Raw genomic sequence first — 21,576 nt, 5'->3', positions numbered from 1 at the left:
GCGCCCGATCTTCGGGCGGGTCGTGCCCGAGCGGTGGCGAACCACCGGTGCCACGGCTCCCGGACAGCGCACTGTCGGGGAGCCGGGCACCGCGCGGATCGCCGTCGACCTCCTCGGCGGGGACCAGGCTCCCGCCGTCGTGGTTGACGGCGCTCTGCGTGCTTGCCGGGCGGATCCGTCCCTTCAACTGACTCTCGTCGGTCCGGCCGAAGCCGCCGACGCGGTGCTCGCTGCCCTCAAACCGGCCGAGCGACGCCGGGTGACCACCGCGATCACCCCCACCGACACCGTGCACGGCGCGGTCCGGGCGGTCGCCGAGGGCCGTGCCGACGCACTCGTCTCGGCCGGTGACACCCGGTCCCTGGTTCTCTCCGCGGCCCGTGAGCTGGGCCGCTGGCCCGGCATCCGCCGCCCCGCCCTCACCGCCGTGCTGCCGACCGCGGCCGGCCGTCTCGTGCTGCTCGACGTGGGTTCCTCCGTCGACCCGGACGAGGAGACCCTCGCCTGGCACGCCCGGCTCGGCGCCGCGTACGCCTCGGTCGTGCACCGGATCGCCGCCCCGCGCGTGGGGTTGCTCACCATCGGCACCGAACCCGGCAAGGGCGATCGCCTGCGCCGGGCCCTGCCCGCGAAGCTCTACGACATGCCGTTGCCCGCGGGCGCCCGCTACGCCGGTCTGGTCGAGGGCGGCGACGTCGTGCTCGGCCGGGCCGCCGACGTCGTCGTGACCGACGGCTTCACCGGAAACGTACTGCTCAAGGGCTTGGAGACGGCGTACGCGCTGACCGGCCCACCCTCCCCGGACACCGCTCCGCCGCCCCGGGCCGCACTGCTGCTCGGAGTCTCCGGCACGGTGATCGTCTGCCACGGCGCCGCCGGCGGCCCCGACCTGGCCGCGGGCATCGCGCACGCGGCCGACCTGCACCGCCGCGGCTCCGTCGCGGCCATCGCCGATCTGCTGAGAGCCCAGCGAGGTATCGCCCATGAATGACAAGCGCCGCCGTCCGTCCACCGAGCCGCTCGAGGAGGCCTTCGGTGTGCCGTTCAAGCCGGAGCTGCTGGAACGTGCGCTGACCCACCGCTCGTACGCCTACGAGAACGGCGGCCTGCCGACCAACGAACGCCTGGAGTTCCTGGGCGACTCGGTGCTCGGCGTGGTGATCACCTCGGCGCTGTTCCACAACCACCCGGACCTGCCCGAGGGCCAGCTGGCCAAGCTGCGCGCGAGCGTGGTCAACATGCACGCGCTGGCCGACGTGGCGCGCGGCCTGGGCCCGGCCGGTCTCGGCCCGCACCTGCTGCTCGGCAAGGGTGAGGAGACCACCGGCGGCCGGGACAAGGCGAGCATCCTGGCGGACACGCTGGAGGCGCTGCTCGGCGCGATCTACCTGGAGCACGGGCTGGAGATCGCCGGCGAGGTGATCCACCGGCTGTTCGACCCGCTGATGGCCGAGTCGGCCGGGCGGGGCGCGGCCCTGGACTGGAAGACCAGCCTGCAGGAGCTGACGGCGGCGCTCGGGCTGGGCGTGCCGGACTACGAGATCGAGGACTCCGGCCCGGATCACGCGAAGACGTTCACCGCGTGGGTCGTGGTCGCGGGCGAGCGGTACGGCGGGTCCGAGGGCCGCAGCAAGAAGCAGGCCGAGCAGCGGGCGGCGGCCGCGGCCTGGCGGACCCTGACGGAGCAGTCGGAGGAGGACGACCCGGAGGAAGACGCTCCGGAGCAGGCGGAGGAGACGACCGAGTCGTGACCGCTATAAGCGAAGAAGTCACGAAAAAAGATAGTCTATGGGATAAATCGGGCGGGTGGCAGGGGGTGGCCACCGCCGTCGTCATACTCGGGCTCACCCGGATCGTCCAGCTGCTGATGATCGCCTGGATGGGCGCCGCCAACAGTGAGCCCAAGACCGTCTGGGACCGGCTGCTGATCTGGGACACCGGCTGGTTCATCCGGGTGGCCATGGACGGCTACCCGGAGGGTTTCACCTACGCGGCGGACGGCCGGATGGAAGGCAACGAGCTGGCCTTCTTCCCGGTCTACCCGATGCTGATCCGGTTCGGCGCGGCGCTCGGCATCGACCCGGGCACCGCCGCCCTGACGGTGGCCTGGCTGGCCTCGATCGGCGCCGCGATCGCCCTGCACCTGCTCGGCACCAGCCTGTACGGCAAGCGGGCCGGCTGGGCGCTGGTGGCGATCTGCTGTTCGGCGCCGGTGTCGGTGGTGCTGTCCATGGGTTACTCGGAGAGCATCTACATCGCCCTGGTCGCCGGCATGTTCGTGGCCGCCCACCGCCGGGTGTGGTGGGCCGCCGGACTGCTGGGTCTGCTGACCGCGCTGTCCCGGCCGACCGGCGCGGCCGCCGCGATCGGCCTGGCGGTGGCCGCCCTGCTGGCCGTCCGGGAGAGCCGCGAGCAGGCCTGGAAACCGCTGACCGCGGCCGCTGTCGCGCTCGCCGGGGTGCCGCTCTACCTGGGCTGGGTCGCCTACCGGGTGGGTGACCTGACCGCCTGGTTCCAGATCCAGACCGCGGGCTGGGGCACCTCGTTCGACTACGGGAAGAGCACTGCCGAGTTCCTCTGGACGACGCTGCGGTCCGGCGACGGCTGGATCCCGGTCAGCATGGCGTTCATGCTGCTCGTGGCGCTTGCCGCGGCCGGGGTGGCGCTGGCCCAGAAGCCGTGGTTGCCGCTCGCCGTCTACGGCGTGGTGGCGATGATCCTGGTCTATGGCCAGGCCGGTTTCTACCACTCCAAACCACGGCTGCTGCTGCCCGTACTGTTGACGCTGCTGCCCGCCGTGGTGGCGGCGTCCAAGGCCCGGCCCAAGGTCGCGATCCTGTCCATCACCGCCTGGGCGCTGTTCGGACTCTGGTTCGGCGCCTACCTCGTCACCGTCTGGCCCTACACGCTCTAGTCACACCCCACCAGGAGGAACGCGTCCAGTGCCTGAGCTTCCCGAGGTCGAGACGGTCCGGATGGGCCTGGCGAAGTGGGTGACCGGCCGCACCATCGCCACCGCCGAAGTGCTGCACCCCCGCGCCATCCGCCGGCACCTGCCCGGCGACGCCCATTTCGCGGCGGTGCTGGCCGGCCGTACCGTGGGTGAGATCTCCCGCCGCGGCAAATACCTGTGGCTGCCGCTCGACTCCGGCGACGCGATCATCGGCCACCTGGGGATGAGCGGCCAGCTGCTGATGCAGCCCGCCGAGGCGCCGGACGAGAAACATCTGCGGGTCCGGTTCACGTTCACCGACGGCGGCCCGCAGCTGCGATTCGTGGACCAGCGCACGTTCGGCGGCCTCTCGGTCTCCGAGGGCGGCGCCGAGCTGCCGACCGAGATCTCGCACATCGCCCGCGACCCGATGGACCCGCTCTTCGACGACACGGCGTTCACGGCCCGGATGCGCGGCCGGCACACCGAGGTCAAACGGGCCCTGCTGGACCAGACACTGATCTCCGGGGTGGGCAACATCTACGCCGACGAGGCGCTGTGGCGGGCGAAACTGCACGGCACCCGCCCCACCGACCAGCTGTCCACACCCGCGGTGAAACGCCTGCTGGCCCACGTCCGAGACGTCCTGGGCGAGGCGATCAAGGTGGGCGGCACCAGTTTCGACGAGCTGTATGTGGACGTGAACGGCGAGAGCGGCTATTTCGACCGCTCCCTCAACGCCTACGGCCGGGAGAACGAGCCCTGCCACCGCTGCGGAGCCATCATCCGCCGCGAGCAGTTCATGAACCGCTCCTCGTTCAGCTGCCCCAAATGCCAACCCAGACCCCGTTTCTAGTACGGGATCAACCCAGAGCCCCGTGGGAATCACGCGAGGCGGTCCCGACCCCGGACCGCCCCGCGACCGCCGGGCCGGACGCGGTGGTGCCGGTCACTGCAAAAAGGACAGCACGCTAGAAGATCATCTATATAAAGTGCCCCGGTGACCCAGCAGGACACCAAGCCCGATCCCGACGGCGAGCCCCTTCCGCCGCCACCCGCAGACAACCCCCCACTCCCACAGCCCACCCCACACCAGCCCCCCATCCCAACCGCCCCACCCGGTCAGCCCCACCCACCCGCTCCAACCAGCCCGACCGCCCCGACCGAGCCCTCTTCGCTGACCGAGCCCTCTTCGCTGACCGAGCCTTCCTCGCTGACCGAGCCTTCCTCGCTGACCGAGCCTTCCTCGCTGACGGAGTTCCCCTCGCGGACCGAGGCAGCTCTGCCGCTCCAGCCGTCCCCACCGGCCCAGCCGGCCGCGCCGGCTGAGCTACCCACGCTGACCACGCCGGGCGAGCCGACCGAGCCGACCGCGTCGGGCGAGCCGACCGAGCCGACCGCGTCGGGCGAGCCGACCGAGCCGACCGCATCGGGCGAGCTGGCCGCGTCGGGCGCGTCGGGTGCGCTGGGCGCGGCGACCGCGTCGGGCGAGTCGACCACGCCGACCACGTCGGGCGAATCGACCACGCCGACCACGTCGGGCGCGTCGGGCGCGTCGGGCGTGGCGACTGCGCCGACCGTGCCGACCGTGCCGATCACGTCGGGCGAGCCGACCATGCTGGCCGCGCCGACCACGTCAGGCGCGCCGACCGCGCCGACCGCGCCGACCACGTCGACCACGTCGGGCGTATCGACCACGCCGACCGCGTCGGGTGCGCTGAGCGTGGCGACTGCGCCGGGCGCGTCGAGCTTGCCGGTTCAGGCGGTTCCGGTGGCCTTTTATGGCCAGGCGCCGCCCGGGTTTGCCGTACCGCCGCAGCCGGGGTTTGCCGTACCTCTGCAGTCTGGGTTCGCCGCGCCGCCGCAGCCCGGTCATGCCGCATCGCCGCAGCCTGGCGCTGGCCTCTATGGTCCGCCGCCGCCCGGCTGGTATGGGCCGCGGCCGGCCCCGCAGTGGGACGGCAAGACCAACAGGTTGTCCATCGCGGGCCTGATCACCGCGGTTCTCGGCTGCCTGTTCGGGGTGGTCGGCCTCGTCCTCGGGATCGCCGGCCTCGTCCAGAGCCGCCGCAACGGTGACCGCCTGGGCCGCAACCTCGGTATCGCCGCGGTGGCCGTAGCCGGCATGTACCTGGTTTTCATCGTCGGCCTCCTCGGCTCCGTGATGTACCAGAAGGCCACCAACCCGGAACGTGACGACACCGGGGCACTGAACGGCCCACGTTCCATCAGCGTCACCGACCTGCGCCCCGGCGACTGCATCGAGGACCTGAACTCACAGAGCGGCTCCAAGATCGACGCGGTGCCGTGTTCCCTGATGCACAGCAGCGAGGTGGTAGGAGTCTTCCAGCTCCCCTCCGGCACCACCGACCGAGATGCCGCCATCGACGCCGGTTGCTCGGACCACTACTGGATGTACACCGGCTCCCCAGCTCCCGAAGACCCGGCAGCCGCCGCACAGCTGTACTGGGTCGAGGTGGAAGACGGCCCCCTGGCCGGCCCGGACGTGATCTGCTTCGCCCACGAGGAGGCCAACGTGACCATGGGTTCCGTCCGAAGGCGCTGACCACCCGGGAGCCCGCGCGAAATGGCACACCCGAGCGGGCTCCCGTTCGTGCATCCGGAACCTGGCCAGGCGAACCGCGACAAGCCGGGTCAGGGCGAGGCTGCCCGGGCAGGGGCGGTTGCGATCCCCGAGCCGGAGGCGGTGGTGATGGTCACTGAGAACCGGACAGCGGTGCGAAGATCGCCTTTATAAGGTGCGCCGGTGGAACAACACGGTCAGCAAAACCGGCCCGGTGGCGAGGATCCGTCGCCGTCGTCGCCCTCCGACATACCACCTCCGTCGGCCTCCGAAGTAACACCTCCGCAGGCTTACCCAGCGCCCCCCGCCGGCTTTGACGGGCCTCCTCCCGCCGGCTTTGACGGGCCTCCTCCCGCCGGCTTTGGTGGGCCTGCTCCTGCGGGTTTTGGCGGGCCGCCGCCCGTGGGCTTTGATGGGCCGCCTCCCGCGGGGTTCGGTGGGACGCCTCCGCCGCCTGCCTACTACGCTCCGCCGCCTGCTGGGCCGCAGTGGAACGGCAAGACCAACGGGCTGTCGATCGCTGGGCTGGTCGCAGCGATGTTCGGCTGTGTGTTCGGCGTGGTCGGGATGGTTCTCGGGATCGTCGGGATCGTGCAGAGTCGCCGTAACGGTGACCGGCGGGGCCGGAACTACGGCATCGCCGCGGTGATCATTTCCGGGCTCTACCTGGTCTTCTTCATCGGGCTTGTCGGGCTTGCCATCTTCCGGGAGGCCACCGATCCGGTGCGTGACGACGCCGGAGTCCTCCGGGGCGAGCGGTCGATCGAGGTCACCGCGCTGAAGGTCGGTGACTGTGTCACGGATCTGGACGCGCAGAAGGGCAGCCGGATCGACGCGGTGCCCTGCTCGGCGGCGCACAGCAGCGAGGTGGTCGGTGTCTTCCAGGTCCCGGCCGGTACCGCCGACCGGCTCACCGCGGCCGATGAGGGCTGCCGGAAGCTCTACCAGACCTACACCGGAACCCCCGCGCCCGAGGACGACAGCGAGCCCAACCTGTACGTGGCCCAGGTGACGGCCACCGGATACGACGAACCGGACGTCCTCTGCTTCTCCCACCGCGACTCCGGCACCAGCACCGGCTCGGTGAAGAAGTAAGGACCGCAAGGCAGGCACGGTCGCGGGGCGAGGGACTCGGGGTGAGCGCCGGCTCCAAGAGCGAGGGGCGCAGGTTGAGGTGCGCGACGCAGGGCACGGCCGTGGGGTGCGGGGTAAGCGGCGGCCCAAAGGCGAGGGGCGCGGGGTGAGGTGCGCGATGCAGGGCACGGCCGTGGGGTGCGGGGTGAGCGGCGGCCCAAAGGCAAGGAGTACAGGCTGAAGTGCGCGATGCGGGGCAAGGGCGCGAGGCCCGGCCGCGGGTGAGCGGCGGCCCAAAGGCGAGGGGGCGCAGGTTGAGGTGCGCGACGGCCGAAATGGCGAGGGGCGCGGCGCGCAAGGCTAGGCCCGTCAAAGAGGTGAGGGCCGCGCGGTGAGCGCCGATCGAAAGTCGAGGGCGCGGGCGAGAGGGCGGGCGCGGGGCGGATCCGGCGCGGGTGGGCGTGCCCGGGCACCCGAGCTGTCGGTGGTGCTGCTGGAGGGGCGGATCCCGCGCGGGTGGGCGTACCCGCGCGGGAAAGGTTTCAGGCCGCGGCCTGGCCGGCGTGTTCGGCGCCGCGCCGGGGGGACGCGTCGGTGGCCAGGCCGAAACCGGCGCCTCTGCGGCCCATCAGGCGGCGGGCGGCGGTGAGCAGCGGTGCGGGCACCCCGTGCACGATGTGGCCGTCGCCGGGGCGTACCCCGTCGCCGTCCCAGCTCTGGTAGGACGACCACGGGCCTTCGAAGGTGCAGATCCGGACGCCCAGGTCCCGGTAGAGGGGATGGGTCGGCACACCGGGATTGATCACCACCCGGTGCAGGCCGCGCCGGGCCGCCAGGCGGACGGTCAGGGCTACCGGGCCGACGCCGCCGGATCCGGCGGGGGCGCGGTCCAGGAAGAGGCCCTCGACGCCGTCGGCGCGCCACGCGTCCACGTCGGCCAGCACGTCGGCGAGGGATCTGCTGCCCCAGTCCAGGTCGATGCGGCCGAGGGCCTGGTGCAGGCTGCGGCGGTCGCCGGGCTGTTGCCTGACGATCCAGGTCTCGGCGTCCAGTTCCAGTTCCTGCGACGGGTGGGCGTACGGGGGGAACAGGGTCTTCACGGCGTCCTCCGGAGGTCGGCGGCGGTCAGGGCGACGATGATCAGGCCGGCCAGGTGGGTGGCGGCGAGCAGCGCGACGGTGGCGGGCAGCAGCCCGGCCGGTGCGGCGAACAGGGCCAGCGCCGTGGCGGCGAGCGGCGGGATGCCGGCCAGGGTCGCGGCGATGCCGTGCCGGGACCGGGCGGCCAGCAGGAAGGTGATCGCGAAGATGCCGCTGAGCAGGGTGCCGGCGGCGAGCGCCAGGACCGCTTCGCGGGCCACGGGCAGGTCGGCCAGCCCGGCGGGCAGCCGGTACGCGGCGACCAGCAGCCCGCATCCGGCGGCGAACGGCGGCACCAGCGCGGCCAGGGTGATCGCGGTGATGTTGCGGACGTGCCTGTCGAACTGCTGGGTGCTCTCGGCCGAGTCCAGCGCGGCGTCGACCCGCGCGGTGTGCCAGCCGATCAGGCCTTCCATCAGCGGTACGGCCAGCAGCAGCGGTGCCACCGGCAGCGGCATCACCGCCGGGCAGCCCTGCCACAGCAGGGTCACGCAGACCGCCTGGGCGGCGCCGACGACCGCGTGCGCCACCCCGCGCCGGTGCTCGGCCGGGGTGAGGCGGGGGACACGGGCGCGGCCGGCGGTGAGCACGGCGGGCCGGAAGGCGCGGACCGCGGTCGCCACGATGGCGGCCGGGAGCATCGTCTCGACCGGCACCAGCGCGGCCTCGGCGAGTCCGGCGGCGTCGGCCATCGCCGCGGCGGCGAGCAGCCAGCACGGGGTGAACCAGCCGGCGACCGAACTCTCCGCCCGGGTGACCAGGGCGACGGTCACGGTGGCGAGGGTGAGCAGCCCGCAGACGCCGACGGTGGCGGCCAGCGCCCGGTCCGGCCCGAGCACCTGTTCGGGGGCGACCCACACCAGCGCGCACCACAGCCCGATCATGGCGGCGAACCCGGCGGCCACCACCCGGGCCGCGGCCGACCGTTTGCCCCGGCCGGCGAGGCTCACCCCGACGCTGGTCAGGCCCTGGGCGGCGGTCCAGCCGAAGAACAGCATCAGCGCGGTCACCGGCCAGGCCACCCGGCCCAGTGGTTCCGCCGCGGCCACCGCGACGCTCAGCGGTCCCAGGTAGAGGGCGCAGCGGACCACCGCGGTCCGCAGGTAGACGCTGTGGGTGCGCCGGGCGTGTGCCCACCGGCCACGGTCCTGGAAACCCCCTTCGGACTGCGCCGGTACGACCGGGTCCTCGTCGAGGCTGGGCAGCGGCTCCTCGTCGGTGGACGTCCGGGACCAGGCGTCCCAGGCCCGTTCGCGTTCCCCGGTGCCGCCCGCCGGGGTGCCCTCGTTCCACGTGGCCGGGCTGTCGTCGTACGGGAAGATCAGGTCGTCGTCGTGTTTTTGAAAGGCCGGCCCGTCCAGCGGATCGGTGCGGCCGTCCGGTGGCCCGGCCTGCCCGGGGTCGGTGGTCCACGGATCCCACACCGGCGCCGGGAACCCGACGTCGGTGAATCCGGCGGCGGCGAACGGCTCCTCGGCGGCGTGTTTCCCGCTGCGCCGGGCCGGCGCCGGATCCGCCTGGTTGACAGGTGTGTGCCGGTTCTCGGGCGAGGCCGAGGAGGAGGCGTTGAGACGCCGCCGGTTGCGGTTGCGGGCGGACCGGGTGACGGCGCCGCCCGTCTCGCGCGGGGGAGTGACGGTCATGAGGTCTCCCGAGTCAGCCAGCGGAGGGTCGCCGGCGGTGTGGTCCGGGGCGCGGGAATGGTCAGCGCCAGGTCGAAGGCCTCGGCCGGGGGCGCCGCGGCGAGGTCGGTGTAGAGAGCGCCGTACACCCGGGTGACCCGGTCGACGGTGTAACGGGTGAGGGCCCGGCGGCGGGCCGCCTCGCCGAGCGACCGTCTCCGCGGCGGGGACCGCAGCAGCGCGACGACCGCTATCGCCAGTTCGGCGGGATCCCCGGCGGGCACCAGGATCCCGGTGTCGCCGAGCGTCTCGCCGGCCGGCCCGATGTCCACGCCGACCACGGCGCGGCCCGACATCATGGCCTCCACCAGGCGGTACGGCGGGTCGGCCGGGCCCGGCACGTGGGCCACCACCTGCCCGACGGTGTACCGGTCCCGGGGGTCGGCGGGCAGCGGGTGCATCCGGACCGCCCGGCCCAGCCCGGTCCGTTCGATCTGCTCGGCGCAGTGCTCCTCGTGGGCGGCGGTCACCCCGACCAGGTGCAGCACGGCACCCGGCAGGGCCGCCGCGACCTCGGTGAACGCGTCCAGCATCAGGTTCAGCCCGCTGTCCGGTGCGCCGCTGCCGGCCCACACCACGGTCGGTGGCCCGTCCGGTTCGGCGGCGCCCGGGTACTCGCGCGGGTCCACCCCGGCGGGCACCTGCACGAGCCGGGCCGGGACCGCGCCGTGCTCCAGCGCCCAGCCGTGGTGGTAGGCGCTGAGCGGCGCGATCAGGGTGGCCTCGGCGTACCCGGTGCGGGTCACCGCCCGGCGGAACCGGCGCAGCACGGTACGGACCCCGGTGGACAGCCGGTCCTCGGCGGGCCGCTGCCGGAGCACCGCCGCGCGCGCCTCGGTGAGCAGCAGCGGTGTCCCGGTGCGCCACTGCCCGGCCAGTGCCGCGAGCAGCGGTGTCGTCCCGCCGACGCAGTGCACCAGGTCGACCTCGGGCAGCGGTACGGCGACCGCGCGCAGGGCGTGCCGGAGCAGGGTGGCCGCGGTCCGGGCGTCGCGCACGCTGAGCCGGGGCAGCGGCGCCCGGTCCGGTCGTTGCCGCCAGGCCTCCAGCAGCGCCTCGGTGAGCGGGAGGGCGGCCAGCGGGGTGGCGTCGACCTCCGGGCCGTCCGGCCGGCACAGTCCGGCGACGCGTCGTAGCCCGTCGGTGAACAGGGCGGCGACCGGGGGATCATCGCTGACCAGGCCCCGGCAGAGCAGGGCCGCGGCGTCGGCGGCGCCGTCCGGGGAGCTGCCGCGGCGGCGGTCGGAGCGGGCCTGGTCGTGGCCCAGCGCGACGGCACGGGCCGAGGCGACGTGGAGGGGCAGGGGGTACGCCGGAGCGGACGGAGGTTCACGGTCCGTGACGGTCAGCAACTCGAAGTGGAAGCGGCGCAGCCCCTCCACCAGGGTCCGGCACCATCCACCGAGGGCGTCCCGCCGGTACGGGTACCCGCCACCGGTGAGCAGGCAGATGCGCTCGCGCGACGGGGTCGGATTCACGCTGGGGGCAACGACACAACCGGCCGAAGTTACCGGAGCATGTCGGCTAGGCGACACAATTACGCACCTTTTCAGCCTATTTGTCAGCCGTCTTTGCCCGTTTATGCCCGAAAGGCCGCGACAGGCGGGCGGGATTCACGACCGGCCGGCGTGATCCGGGCGCGGTGTGGCCGCATCGATGTCGCGCCGATCCTTTGTGTGATCGTCCGGATGCGGTCCGCCGATAGTGCGCCGGACCGTAGCGATCCGGTTGCCGGACGGGAGTGATGCGAAGCGGACACCCGCATCAGATCTTGCAAAAACGGGCTACCCTCGACGAGATCGACATGCCCCCAAAAGTTGTATAAGGCCTGATGAGGTGCCCTGGTGGCGTGATTCACTGAGCTGAAGTGGGCAACCGGCACGGCCTCGGCTTGACGGAGGATGGGTATCAGCGGACTATGGAGTTGTCGCCAGTCGCGCCCACTCATGCCCCTGTTCGATCGGGGTTTGAGCTCTTGCACCTATCAGATTCCCGTGGTTTCTCCGGCGGGTTTCTGCGCTCATGCGTGCCCTTGAGTGTTTGGTGTGCCAGTTCGCACTTGAGATCAACACTGCGTACTGATCAATGCACTGGGCGCCACGTTGGCCGGCTTTTCCGGCAACGCAACACACAAAATACGAGACGCAACGCGTCACAAGGAGTCACGATGGCGAAGGCCCTCTTTGGCCACGTAGGTGCGGCGCCCGACCGGCGCCTCCTCGACGAGGTCACCCGACTGCGTTCCCGGGTCCAGGCCCTGGAGTTCGATGTCACCCGTCTCCAGGCGGAGAACGACCGTCTCGCCGCGGCTGCTGCCGAGGCCGACGAGTTCGCGCGGCTGACCGAGCCCGCCCTGACCTGACAGACGCCCCCCGCCGAATGCCGGAGGGTGCTGCGGGGTGACCAGTCGGCATTCACATCCCCCGTACGGAAGAAATCGCGCGCCTCCACTCACGTGGCGGCGCGCAGCTTTTTGACCACGTGATTCCGCTGCTCGGCAGCATTGACGGGTAGCCTGCGTCCCAGCAGACGTTCCGGCCGACCCACTCGGAGATCCGTGCACCTCAAGAGCCTGACGGTCAAGGGCTTCAAGTCCTTCGCCTCCGCCACCACGTTGCGGCTGGAGCCCGGCATCACCTGCGTGGTGGGCCCGAACGGCTCCGGCAAGTCCAACGTCGTCGACGCCATCGCCTGGGTTCTCGGCGAGCAGGGCGCGAAGGCTCTGCGCGGCGGCAAGATGGAGGACGTCATCTTCGCCGGTACGTCCGGGCGGGCGCCCCTGGGCCGGGCCGAGGTGACCCTCACGATCGACAACAACGACGGTGCTCTGCCGATCGACTACACCGAGGTCTCGATCACCCGCCGGATGTTCCGGGACGGCGCCAGCGAGTACGAGATCAACAACAACTCCTGCCGTCTGCTCGACATCCAGGAACTCCTCAGCGACTCCGGCATCGGCCGGGAGATGCACATCATCGTCGGTCAGGGCCGGCTCGACGCGATGCTGCACGCCAAACCCGAGGACCGCCGCTCGTTCATCGAGGAGGCCGCGGGCGTACTCAAGCATCGCAAACGCAAGGAAAAGGCGATCCGCAAGCTGGACGCCATGCAGGTGAACCTGAACCGCCTGGGTGACCTGACCACCGAGCTGCGGCGCCAGCTCAAGCCGCTCGGCCGGCAGGCCGAGGTGGCCCGCCGGGCCGCCGGCATCCAGTCCGACCTGCGCGACTCCCGGCTCCGGCTGCTCGCCGACGACCTGCACACGCTGCGCACCACGCTGGACAAGGAGATCGCCGACGAGTCGGCGATGCGGGACCGCCGCGGCCAGGTCGAGGAGGAGAACCGCGAGATCCAGCGGATGCTCGCCGACCTGGAGTTCGCGCACGCCGAAGACGCTCCGCTGCTGCAGGCCGCCCAGGACGCCTGGTACAAGCTGTCCACCCTGCAGGAGCGGTTCCGCTCCACCGAGCAGCTCGCCACCGAGCGGCTGCGGCACCTCGCCGCCACCCCCGACGACGAGCGCCCGGGCCGTGACCCGGAGATGCTCGAGGCCGAGGCCGAGCGGGTCCGCGAGCAGGAGGAGGAGCTGCGCGAGGCGCTCACCGAGGACCAGATGCGCCTGGCCGAGGCGGTCGAGAACCGGCAGGACCTGGAACGCCAGCTGGCCGGCGCGGAGGGCGAGCTGCGGGCCGCGGCCAAGGCGATCGCCGATCGGCGCGAGGGCCTGGCCAAGCTCACCGGCAACGTGAACGCCGCCCGGGCCCGCACCACCAGCGCGGCCGAGGAGATCGAGCGCCTGGCCGACGCGCACACCGACGCGCTGATGCGCTCCGAGGCCGCGCAGGAGGAGGTCGACCTGGTGTCGGCCGAGTCCACCGAGGCCGACCGGGACAACGCCGACCTCGACGCCCGGCACGACGAGGCCACCGCCGCACACGACCGGGCCGCCGCCGTGGTCCGCGAGCTGAACGACACCGAGCGCGCCGCCGAGAAGGACGCGGCCAGCTGGAAGGCCCGTGAGGAAGCCCTCGCCATGGGCCTCAAGCGCAAGGACGGCGCGGGCGCCCTGCTGGCCCGGGCCGGTCAGGTGCCCGGCCTGCTCGGCAGCCTCGCCTCGCTGCTGACCGTGCGTCCCGGCCACGAGGTGGCGCTCGCCGCCGCCCTCGGCGGGCTGGCCGACGCGGTCGCGCTGTCCGGCGTGGACGAGACCATCGAGGCGATGCGCACCCTCAAGATCGCCGACGCCGGCCGGGCCGACCTGATGGTCGCCGGCGCCGCCGGTCCCGGCATGCAGGGCTCGCTGGCGAGTCTGCGCCCGGACCTGCCGGACGGCGCGGTCTGGGCGCCCGAGGTGGTCGACTGCCCGGAGCAGATCCGGCCCGCGCTCAACCGGGCGCTGCGCGACGTGGCGATCGTCCCCGACCTGGCCGCGGCGGCCGCGCTGGTCGCCGCGAACCACGAGCTGCGCGCGGTCACCCCCGAGGGCGACGTGCTCGGCGCCTACGCGGCGGCCGGCGGCTCGGCCAAGGCGACCAGCTACATCGAGGTGCAGGCGGCGGTCGACGAGGCCAAGGCGAAACGGGCGGTGGCCGAGCAGACCATCGCCGAGGTCAAGGAACAGCTCGGCGCCGCCCGGGCCGAGGTGGCCGAGCTGAAGCAGACGGTCGCGGTGGCCGCCCAGGCCAAGCGGGCCGCCGAGGGCGAACGCAACGCCGCCGCCCGCCGGCTCGCCGAGCTGGGCGCCGCCGCCCGGTCCGCCAAGGGCGAGACCGAGCGGCTCGGCGCCTCCCTGCAGAAGGCGCAGGCGGCCCGTGAGACCGATCTGATGCGGGTCGCCGAGCTGGAGGAACGGCTGCGGCTCGCCGAGGACACCCCGCTGGACGAGGAGCCGTCCACCGAGGAGCGCGACCGGCTCGCCGCCCTGGTGCCCCAGGCCCGGCAGAACGAGATGGAGGTACGTCTCGCGGTGCGTACCGCCGAGGAACGGGTCTCCTCCATCGCCGGCCGGGCCGACTCGCTGATGCGCCAGGCCAACCAGGAGCGGCAGGCCCGGGAACGGGCCGCCGCCCGCCGGGCCGCCCGGGCCCGCGGCGCCGAGATCGCCCGCGCCGTCGCGCACGGCGCCGCCACCGCGCTGGAGCACGTCGCGGTCTCGCTGGCCGCCGCCGCCGAGCGCCGGGACCAGATCGCCAGCGAGCGGACCAGCCGCGAGGCCGAGCTGCAGGAGGTGCGGGCCAGTGCCAAGCGCCTGGTCACCGAGCTGGAGCGGCTCACCAGCGAGGTGCACCGGGACGAGATGGCCCGCGCCGAGCAGCGGATGCGCATCGAGCAGCTGGAGGCCAAGGCCGCCGAGGACTTCTCGCTCGACGTCGAGACGCTGATCAACGAGTACGGGCCGGAACAGCCGGTGCCGCCGACCCAGGCCGAGGTGGCGCAGGCCGAGAAGGACGGCAAGCCGGTTCCCGAGGCGACCCCGTTCCACCGGCCCACCCAGGAGAAACGGGCCAACAAGGCGGAGCGTGACCTGACCCTGCTGGGCAAGGTCAACCCGCTCGCGCTGGAGGAGTTCGCGGCCCTGGAGGAGCGGTACAAGTTCCTCTCCGACCAGCTGGAGGACCTGCGGGCCACCCGCAAGGACCTGCTCACCGTGGTCAAGGACGTCGACGACCGGATCCTGGAGGTCTTCTCGTCGGCGTTCGAGGACACCGCGCGCGAGTTCCAGACCGTCTTCCAGGTGCTCTTCCCCGGCGGTGAGGGCCGGCTCATCCTCACCGACCCGGACGACATGCTGACCACCGGCGTCGAGGTCGAGGCCCGCCCGCCGGGCAAGAAGATCAAGCGGTTGTCGCTGCTCTCCGGTGGTGAGCGCTCGCTGACCGCGGTGGCCATGCTGTGCGCGATCTTCCGGGCCCGGCCCTCGCCGTTCTACATCATGGACGAGGTGGAGGCGGCCCTCGACGACGTCAACCTGGGCCGGTTGATTACCCTCTTCCGACAGCTCCGTGAGAAGAGCCAGCTGCTCATCATCACGCACCAGAAACGCACTATGGAGGTCGCGGACGCCCTGTACGGCGTCACGATGCGCGCCGGCGTCACCCAGGTGATCAGCCAGCGGCTGGTCCGCGACCCGGACGACGACGAGTAGAGGAACCAGATGCGCGACCGCGCCCAGGCCCTGTTGATCGACCTGGACGGCGTGCTGCGCCGCTGGGATCCGGCCCCGATGATCGCTGTCGAGGTGGAGTACGGCCTGAAACCGGCCTCCTTCCTGGAGACCTCGATGTCGTGGGACATCTACCAGCCCGCGATGGCCGGCGAGATCACCCACGCCGAGTGGATGAAGCTGGTCGCCGACCGGCTGCCGCTGGACGGGCCGGAGGCCGTCGCGGCGGTCGCCGCGTGGCAGGAGTACCGCGGCGAACCCGACCCGGACGTGCTGGCCTTCGTCCGCGAGGTGCGGGCCGGCGGCCGGAAGGTCGGTCTCGCCACCAACGGCACCGACCTGCTGCCCGCCGACCTCGACCGGCTGGGGCTCACCGGCGAGGTCGACCTGGTGATCAACTCGTGGGATCTGAAGGTGCACAAGCCGGCGCCGGAGTACTTCGAGAAGGCCTGCCAGGCGCTCGGTGTCCTGCCGAAACACGCGCTCTTCGTGGACGACGACGACCGGGTGGTGCTCGGTGCCCGGTCCGCGGGGCTGCCCGCTTACCGCTGGACCGGAACCGAGCACCTGCCCTATCTGCGCAAGGTGCTCGACCTGTCCTGAGGGTGGTAGTCCACCGACGCGACGTTCTGCAGGGCGCCCTCTTTCGTGGTGCCCTCGATCAGGGCGGACGCCCGGTGCCCGTCCAGGCGCAGGGTGCCGATGGCGTTGCCGAAGTACGGCTTGGCCATCCGTTTCCAGCGCAGGTCCGGCCGGCGGACCGAGCCGGTCCGGGCCAGCCCCCGGGCCACCTGGGCGACCGCCCGCGACCACGCGATCTTCATCAGCGGCCGCATCGGCAGCGGCACCTCGTTGTGGATCGGTGAGCAGGTGAGCTGGTAGACCGGCGTGGTCATGGCGTGCCCGAAGTCGGCCCTGGCCACGTAGGAGTGGTGCACGTCGCCGGAGAGCACGCTGATCGAGGCGGGTGCGGCGTAGGCGCCACCGGCCCCGATCCGCTTGCCCTCGCCCAGCTGGCCCTCGCCGAGCCGGCGGAACAGCTCGCCCAGGGCCGCGAACGACTTGCCGAACGCGGCCCAGTGCTCCAGGTCGAAGGCCCGGCGCACCTTCTCCCCGAACGCGGCGGCCCGCGGGTTCGGCGATTCGGCGAGCTGCTCGTTCCACGCCTCCAGGTAGTGGATGGCGGGTGGCATCAGCCACGGCAGCGACGACCCGATCACCAGGTGGTCGTAGTCGCCGTGGGCCTGGTCGACGAACCAGTTCCACTCGGCGGCCGGCAGCATCGACCGGGCGCCCGGGGTGAGCACCCGGTTGCAGCGGTTGTCCAGCACCACCAGGCGGGTCCGGCCCATGTCCAGGGCGTAACTCCACTGGTACGGCACGTCGGTGTTCTCCGCGGCCTCCGGATCGTCCACCTGCAGCCCGAACTCGTGCAGCAGGTCGGTGGCGTCCTCGACCGAGGTCACCTTCTGCAGCAGCGGGTCGGCGGCCAGCTCGTCCGGGCTCAGGTTGCCCAGGTGCTGGTAGATCCAGTACGAGGCGAGCCCGGCCGAGATCCGTTCCCGCCACCACGGCTCTTTCGCCATGTCGGCACGCCACGACGACGAGGTGTTCCAGTCGTCGATGATCTCGTGGTCGTCGAAGATCATCACGCTCGGCACGGTGGCGAACAGCCAGCGCACCTCGGGATCCCGCCACGACTCCAGATACAGCTTGGTGTACTCCTCGAACGTGACCACCTGGTCCTCCGGACCCTGGTGACCGGCCTTGCGGCGGCGCTTGAGGAACTTCTGCACCTTCGCCGAGGTCTCGTCCGCGTAGACCTGGTCGCCGAGCAGCACCAGCAGGTCGGGCCGGGCCTCGGGATCGGCCATCAGCCGCCGGGAGTAGGCGTCCAGCGCGTCCGGCGGCAGGTTGCGCCGGCTCGACTGCGGGGTCGCCTCCCGGCACGAGCCGAAGATCAGCGACACCGGCTGGTCCCGGTCGTCGGCGGCCCGGGTGCGGATCACCGGCGGCGGGTACTCCCCGTCCGGTTCCGGCCAGGCCTGCTGGTCATCCAGGAACAGGCGGTACGTGTTGGCCGAGTCGGGAGCGAGTCCCTCGACCGTGACGATCGAGTAGTGGTGGCCGTACGCCGAAAAGGTCCGTGCCGACCCGGCACCCGCCTGGTCGACCTCGACCCGCACCGTCGCCGGCTCGGTGGTCTCCATCCAGAGGGTGGCGCGGTCACCGTCGACGCGCCGCAGCACCGGGCCGATGAGAAGTTGAGCGGTCAATGGGGGGATCCTCTACAGCGTAATCAAGGGGCGACCCATCCTCCGTCAATCCGCACCGGAACCGCCAGTGCGCTACCTCCGCCACATGCGCATCACTCATCTGTCAGGATTCGGGCATGGAATACGTGGTGACCGCAGTGATCCTGCTCGTCGTCCTGATCGTGGGCGCGGTCGGACTCGTGGTGCCGAAGATGCGCCGTCGCGATCTTCCGCCGCCGCCCACGGTGCCGACCGTGCCGCCGGTCGACCAGGAGATCCCGCCGCTCGTCGAGAAACCCGCCCCGCCGGTCGTGGTGGAGGAACCGGTCGTCGAGGCGCCGGTTGTCGAGGCCCCCGTCATCGAGAAGCCGGAGCCCTCGGCCGGCCGTCTGGTCCGGCTCCGGGCCCGGCTGGCCCGATCGCAGACCGCTCTCGGCCGCGGTCTGCTCAGCGTCCTCTCCCGGGACCACCTGGAAGAGGAGGACTGGGAGGAGATCGAGGAGAGCCTGATCACCGCGGACGTCGGGATCGAGGCCACCCAGGTGATCGTCGAGCGGCTGCGCGAGCGGGTCCGGGTGCTCGGCTCCCGCACCGTCGCCGAGGTCCGTGAGCAGCTCGTCGAGGAGCTCGTCGCCGCTCTCGAACCGGAGATGGACCGCAGTCTGAAGACCGCGCCGCACGACGGCCGTCCCGCCGTCGTCCTGGTCGTCGGGGTGAACGGCGCGGGCAAGACCACCACCTGCGGCAAGATCGGCCGGGTGCTGATCGGTGACGGCGGGACCGTGCTGTTCGGCGCGGCCGACACGTTCCGGGCCGCGGCCGCCGACCAGATCCAGACCTGGGGCGAGCGGGTCGGCGCCGAGACCGTGCGTGGCCCGGAGGGCGGCGACCCGGCCAGCGTGGCGTTCGACGCGGTCAAGCGGGGCATCGACTCCGGCGTGGACACCGTGCTGATCGACACCGCCGGGCGACTGCAGAACAAGGTCGGCCTGATGGACGAGCTGGGCAAGGTCAAGCGGGTGGTGGAGAAGCACGGGGCGGTCGACGAGACGCTGCTGGTGCTGGACGCCACCACCGGGCAGAACGGGCTGGAGCAGGCCCGGGTGTTCACCGAGGTGGTGGACGTCACCGGGGTGGTGCTGACCAAGCTGGACGGCACCGCCAAGGGCGGCATCGTCATCGCCGTGCAGCGCAAGCTGGGCATCCCGGTGAAGCTCGTCGGCCTCGGTGAGGGCCCCGACGATCTCGCCCCGTTCGAGCCGAAGGCCTTCGTGGAAGCTCTTATTGGATCTGACGCGTAGGATTTCAGGAGTTCTGGACCCACCGGGAGGCATTTAGTGACGCAGGAGCCGTTGCGGGAGATCCCGCTGCACGGTGGCAACGTCAGTACTGTCTCCCGGATCGGTGACACGGTCCGGCGCAACGCCGGGCCGTGGACACCGGCCGTGCACTCCCTCCTGCTCCACCTGGAGCGGGTCGGGTTCACCGGCTCGCCGCACGCCCTCGGGATGGACGAGAAGGGCCGCGAGGTCCTCTCCTACCTGGACGGCGAGTGCGGGGAGTACCCCCTCGCCCCCCACTGGGTGACCGAGGAGGCGCTGGTCACCGTGGCGACCATGCTGCGGATGTTCCACGACGCGCAGTACGGGTTCGTCCCCCCGCCCGGCTCGGTGTGGCGCTCGTTCGGGCCGCCCCCGCCGGACACCGAGGTGATCTGCCACCACGACGCCGCGCCGCACAACGTGGTCTGGCGGCCGGACGGCACCCTGGCCCTGATCGATTTCGACCTGGCGTCGCCGGGCTCACGGCTCTATGACGTGGCGTACGCGGCCTGGACCTGGGTGCCGCTCTTCAGCGACCGGGACTCGTACACGCTCGGCTGGAAGCGCCCGAACCGCCCGCGCCGGCTGCGGCTGTTCGCCGACGCGTACGGGCTGATCCCCCGGGACCGGCACCGCCTCGTCCGGACGTTGCGCAAACGGATCGTCGACCACGTCGAGGGCATCCGGCGGATGGCCGCGGCCGGTGATCCGGCGTTCGTCCGGATCGTGCACAAGGGCCACCTGCGCCGCCCGATGCGGGATCTGCGGCTGCTCGACTACGAGCGCCACACCCTGGAGTACGCCCTCCGCTAGCTGCTGTCGCGCGATCCGCGCGACAGAAGCCGGGCCCCCGAGGGGCTGTGAGAGTTTCTTCACACGTCGGAAACACGCCGTCACTCACCGGTAATCGCCTCACGCCCGTGTGCGAAACAGGGGACCGGAAAGCTTCCGCGCATCCGGCCAGGGGCGATGTAGCCACGCTGCGCCGCGAGAAGGGGTTCCGACTTTAGGAGGCCGGCGTGCCTGAACCGACTATTGATACCGGCAACACCGCCTGGCTGCTCATCTCCAGCGCGATCGTGTTGCTCATGACCCCTGGCCTGGCGCTGTTCTACGGCGGCCTGAACCGGTCCAAGGGTGTTCTGAACATGATCATGATGAGCTTCAGCGCGATGGGGCTCATCTCCATTCTGTGGTTCTTCTACGGATTCTCTCTCGCCTTCGGGTCCGACGTCGGCAGTGTGATCGGCAACGTCGGTGACTACCTGGGCACCAAGACCTTCCTCGGCGAGGGCGACCTGTGGGGCGCGTCCGCCGAGAACCCGAGCGGCACCGGCATCCCGCTGTACGTCTTCATGGCGTTCCAGATGATGTTCGCCATCATCACCGTCGCCCTGATCAGCGGCGCGATCAGCGACCGGGCCAAGTTCGGCGGCTGGCTGGTCTTCGCCGGCGCCTGGGCCACCCTGGTCTACTTCCCGGTCGCCCACTGGGTCTGGGGCGGTGGCTTCATCGGCGCCGGCCTCGGCGCGCTGGACTTCGCCGGTGGTACCGCGGTGCACATCAACGCCGGTGCGGCCGCGCTGGCTCTGGTCCTGGTCCTGGGCAAGCGGGTCGGCTGGCCGCGTGAGGCGATGAAGCCGCACAACGTGCCGTTCGTCGCGCTCGGCACCGGCCTGCTGTGGTTCGGCTGGTTCGGCTTCAACGCCGGCTCCGAGCTGACCGCCGACGCCGTCACCGGTCTCGCCTTCCTGAACACCCAGCTCGCCACCGCCGCGGCGGTCCTCGGCTGGCTGCTCGTCGAGAAGATCCGCGACGGCAAGCCCACCCTGGTCGGCGCGTCCTCCGGCGCCATCGCCGGTCTGGTCGCCATCACCCCGGCGTGTGCCTTCGTCGCCCCCTGGGCCGCGGCGCTGCTCGGCCTGGTCGCCGGCGCCGTCTGTGCCCTGTCGATCTCGCTGAAGTACAAGCTCGGCTTCGACGACTCGCTCGACGTGGTCGGCGTCCACTTCGTCGGCGGCTGGATCGGCTGCCTCTGGATCGGCCTCTTCGGCACCAGCGAGGTCAACGCGCTGGTCGAGAACCAGGGCCTGTTCTACGGCGGTGGTGTCACCCAGCTCGGTGTCCAGGCGCTCAGCGCCCTGATCGTGACGGTCTACTCGTTCGCCGTCGCCTTCGTCCTGGGCTTCGTGATCAACAAGACCATCGGCTTCCGTCTCGACAAGGACGCCGAGATCGACGGTATCGACCTCGCCGAGCACGCCGAGAGCGCCTACGACCTCACCCCGGCCGGTGGCAGCGGCGGCGGCAGCGCCTTCGCGATGGCGGGCATCAAGCCCGGCGCCGCGAAGACCGGGGACGACGCCCCGGTCGGCGAGAAGATCTCCGGTTAAATTCTGATGGCTGCACCGATGGAAGGACTGAG

Annotated in this window: 17 protein-coding genes; 12 read left to right on the top strand and 5 right to left on the bottom strand. The window is 71.8% G+C overall.

Going from position 1 to position 21,576, the window contains the following annotated elements; genetic code table 11:
• The first annotated feature begins 22 nt into the window (after positions 1–22).
• From Aco03nite_RS10720 to mutM, 4 genes are all read left to right on the top strand, one after another.
• Positions 23–991, top strand: a complete 969-nt coding sequence (locus Aco03nite_RS10720; protein WP_239145059.1) for a phosphate acyltransferase PlsX — start codon at positions 23–25, stop codon at positions 989–991.
• Positions 984–1,751, top strand: coding sequence for a ribonuclease III (rnc, locus tag Aco03nite_RS10715; protein ID WP_203794803.1), 768 nt, complete (start codon positions 984–986; stop codon positions 1,749–1,751). The genes Aco03nite_RS10720 and rnc overlap by 8 nt, the downstream gene beginning before the upstream one ends.
• A 65-nt stretch (positions 1,752–1,816) precedes the next feature.
• Positions 1,817–2,914 carry a glycosyltransferase family protein gene (locus tag Aco03nite_RS10710; RefSeq protein WP_239145057.1) on the top strand — a complete coding sequence of 366 codons (1,098 nt, stop codon included), beginning with the start codon at positions 1,817–1,819 and terminating at the stop codon, positions 2,912–2,914.
• A gap of 28 nt (positions 2,915–2,942) precedes the next feature.
• Entirely contained in the window at positions 2,943–3,788 is an 846-nt protein-coding gene (mutM, locus tag Aco03nite_RS10705; protein WP_203794799.1) for a bifunctional DNA-formamidopyrimidine glycosylase/DNA-(apurinic or apyrimidinic site) lyase, read from the top strand.
• A gap of 266 nt (positions 3,789–4,054) precedes the next feature.
• Here the strand turns inward: mutM and Aco03nite_RS10700 are convergent, their stop codons facing one another.
• Positions 4,055–4,630, bottom strand: a complete 576-nt coding sequence (locus Aco03nite_RS10700; RefSeq protein ID WP_203794797.1) for a hypothetical protein — start codon at positions 4,628–4,630, stop codon at positions 4,055–4,057.
• A gap of 25 nt (positions 4,631–4,655) precedes the next feature.
• Between Aco03nite_RS10700 and Aco03nite_RS10695 the strand changes: the two genes are divergently transcribed.
• Positions 4,656–5,498 carry a DUF4190 domain-containing protein gene (locus Aco03nite_RS10695; protein WP_203794795.1) on the top strand — a complete coding sequence of 281 codons (843 nt, stop codon included), beginning with the start codon at positions 4,656–4,658 and terminating at the stop codon, positions 5,496–5,498.
• 567 nt (positions 5,499–6,065) lie between these two features.
• Positions 6,066–6,611: a septum formation family protein gene (locus Aco03nite_RS10690; RefSeq protein ID WP_203794794.1), complete on the top strand. Its 546-nt coding sequence runs from the start codon at positions 6,066–6,068 to the stop codon at positions 6,609–6,611.
• Positions 6,612–7,132: 521 nt separating this feature from the next.
• On the opposite strand, the gene Aco03nite_RS10685 is transcribed toward Aco03nite_RS10690, so the two are convergent.
• From Aco03nite_RS10685 to Aco03nite_RS10675, 3 genes are read right to left on the bottom strand one after another with little or no spacing between them, the layout of a single operon-like run.
• The gene (locus Aco03nite_RS10685) at positions 7,133–7,690 is read right to left on the bottom strand and encodes a spherulation-specific family 4 protein (protein WP_203794792.1); all 558 of its coding nucleotides are present in this window, start codon (positions 7,688–7,690) and stop codon (positions 7,133–7,135) included.
• On the bottom strand, positions 7,687–9,372 hold the full coding sequence (locus Aco03nite_RS10680) for a hypothetical protein (protein ID WP_239145056.1): 1,686 nt from the start codon (positions 9,370–9,372) through the stop codon (positions 7,687–7,689). Before Aco03nite_RS10680 ends, Aco03nite_RS10685 begins: the two co-directional genes overlap by 4 nt.
• Positions 9,369–10,889: a DUF3492 domain-containing protein gene (locus tag Aco03nite_RS10675; protein ID WP_203794790.1), complete on the bottom strand. Its 1,521-nt coding sequence runs from the start codon at positions 10,887–10,889 to the stop codon at positions 9,369–9,371. Before Aco03nite_RS10675 ends, Aco03nite_RS10680 begins: the two co-directional genes overlap by 4 nt.
• A 689-nt stretch (positions 10,890–11,578) precedes the next feature.
• Here Aco03nite_RS10675 and Aco03nite_RS10670 point away from each other — a divergent pair.
• From Aco03nite_RS10670 to Aco03nite_RS10660, 3 genes are all read left to right on the top strand, one after another.
• Positions 11,579–11,773 (top strand): hypothetical protein, encoded by a 195-nt coding sequence (locus Aco03nite_RS10670; RefSeq protein WP_203794788.1) that lies wholly within the window; start codon positions 11,579–11,581, stop codon positions 11,771–11,773.
• Positions 11,774–11,968: 195 nt separating this feature from the next.
• Entirely contained in the window at positions 11,969–15,556 is a 3,588-nt protein-coding gene (gene smc / locus Aco03nite_RS10665) for a chromosome segregation protein SMC (RefSeq protein WP_203794786.1), read from the top strand.
• Between the two features lie 9 nt (positions 15,557–15,565).
• Entirely contained in the window at positions 15,566–16,177 is a 612-nt protein-coding gene (locus tag Aco03nite_RS10660; RefSeq protein WP_203794784.1) for an HAD family hydrolase, read from the top strand.
• Here Aco03nite_RS10660 and Aco03nite_RS10655 read toward each other — a convergent pair.
• Positions 16,147–17,850 (bottom strand): alkaline phosphatase D family protein, encoded by a 1,704-nt coding sequence (locus Aco03nite_RS10655; RefSeq protein ID WP_239145055.1) that lies wholly within the window; start codon positions 17,848–17,850, stop codon positions 16,147–16,149. The two genes, Aco03nite_RS10660 and Aco03nite_RS10655, sit on opposite strands and share 31 nt — an antisense overlap.
• A gap of 116 nt (positions 17,851–17,966) precedes the next feature.
• Here Aco03nite_RS10655 and ftsY point away from each other — a divergent pair, with 116 nt between their 5' ends.
• The 3 genes from ftsY (at position 17,967) to Aco03nite_RS10640 (ending at position 21,544) form a co-directional block, all read left to right on the top strand.
• Positions 17,967–19,130, top strand: coding sequence for a signal recognition particle-docking protein FtsY (gene ftsY, locus Aco03nite_RS10650; RefSeq protein WP_203794782.1), 1,164 nt, complete (start codon positions 17,967–17,969; stop codon positions 19,128–19,130).
• A 36-nt stretch (positions 19,131–19,166) separates the two neighbouring features.
• Positions 19,167–19,964 (top strand): aminoglycoside phosphotransferase family protein, encoded by a 798-nt coding sequence (locus Aco03nite_RS10645; RefSeq protein WP_203794781.1) that lies wholly within the window; start codon positions 19,167–19,169, stop codon positions 19,962–19,964.
• 206 nt (positions 19,965–20,170) lie between these two features.
• Positions 20,171–21,544, top strand: coding sequence for an ammonium transporter (locus tag Aco03nite_RS10640; protein ID WP_203794779.1), 1,374 nt, complete (start codon positions 20,171–20,173; stop codon positions 21,542–21,544).
• Positions 21,545–21,576: the final 32 nt, after the last annotated feature.

It is taken from the genome of Actinoplanes couchii, assembly GCF_016862075.1.
GTDB lineage: Bacteria > Actinomycetota > Actinomycetes > Mycobacteriales > Micromonosporaceae > Actinoplanes > Actinoplanes couchii.
This window is presented reverse-complemented; position numbering and strand designations above follow the sequence as displayed.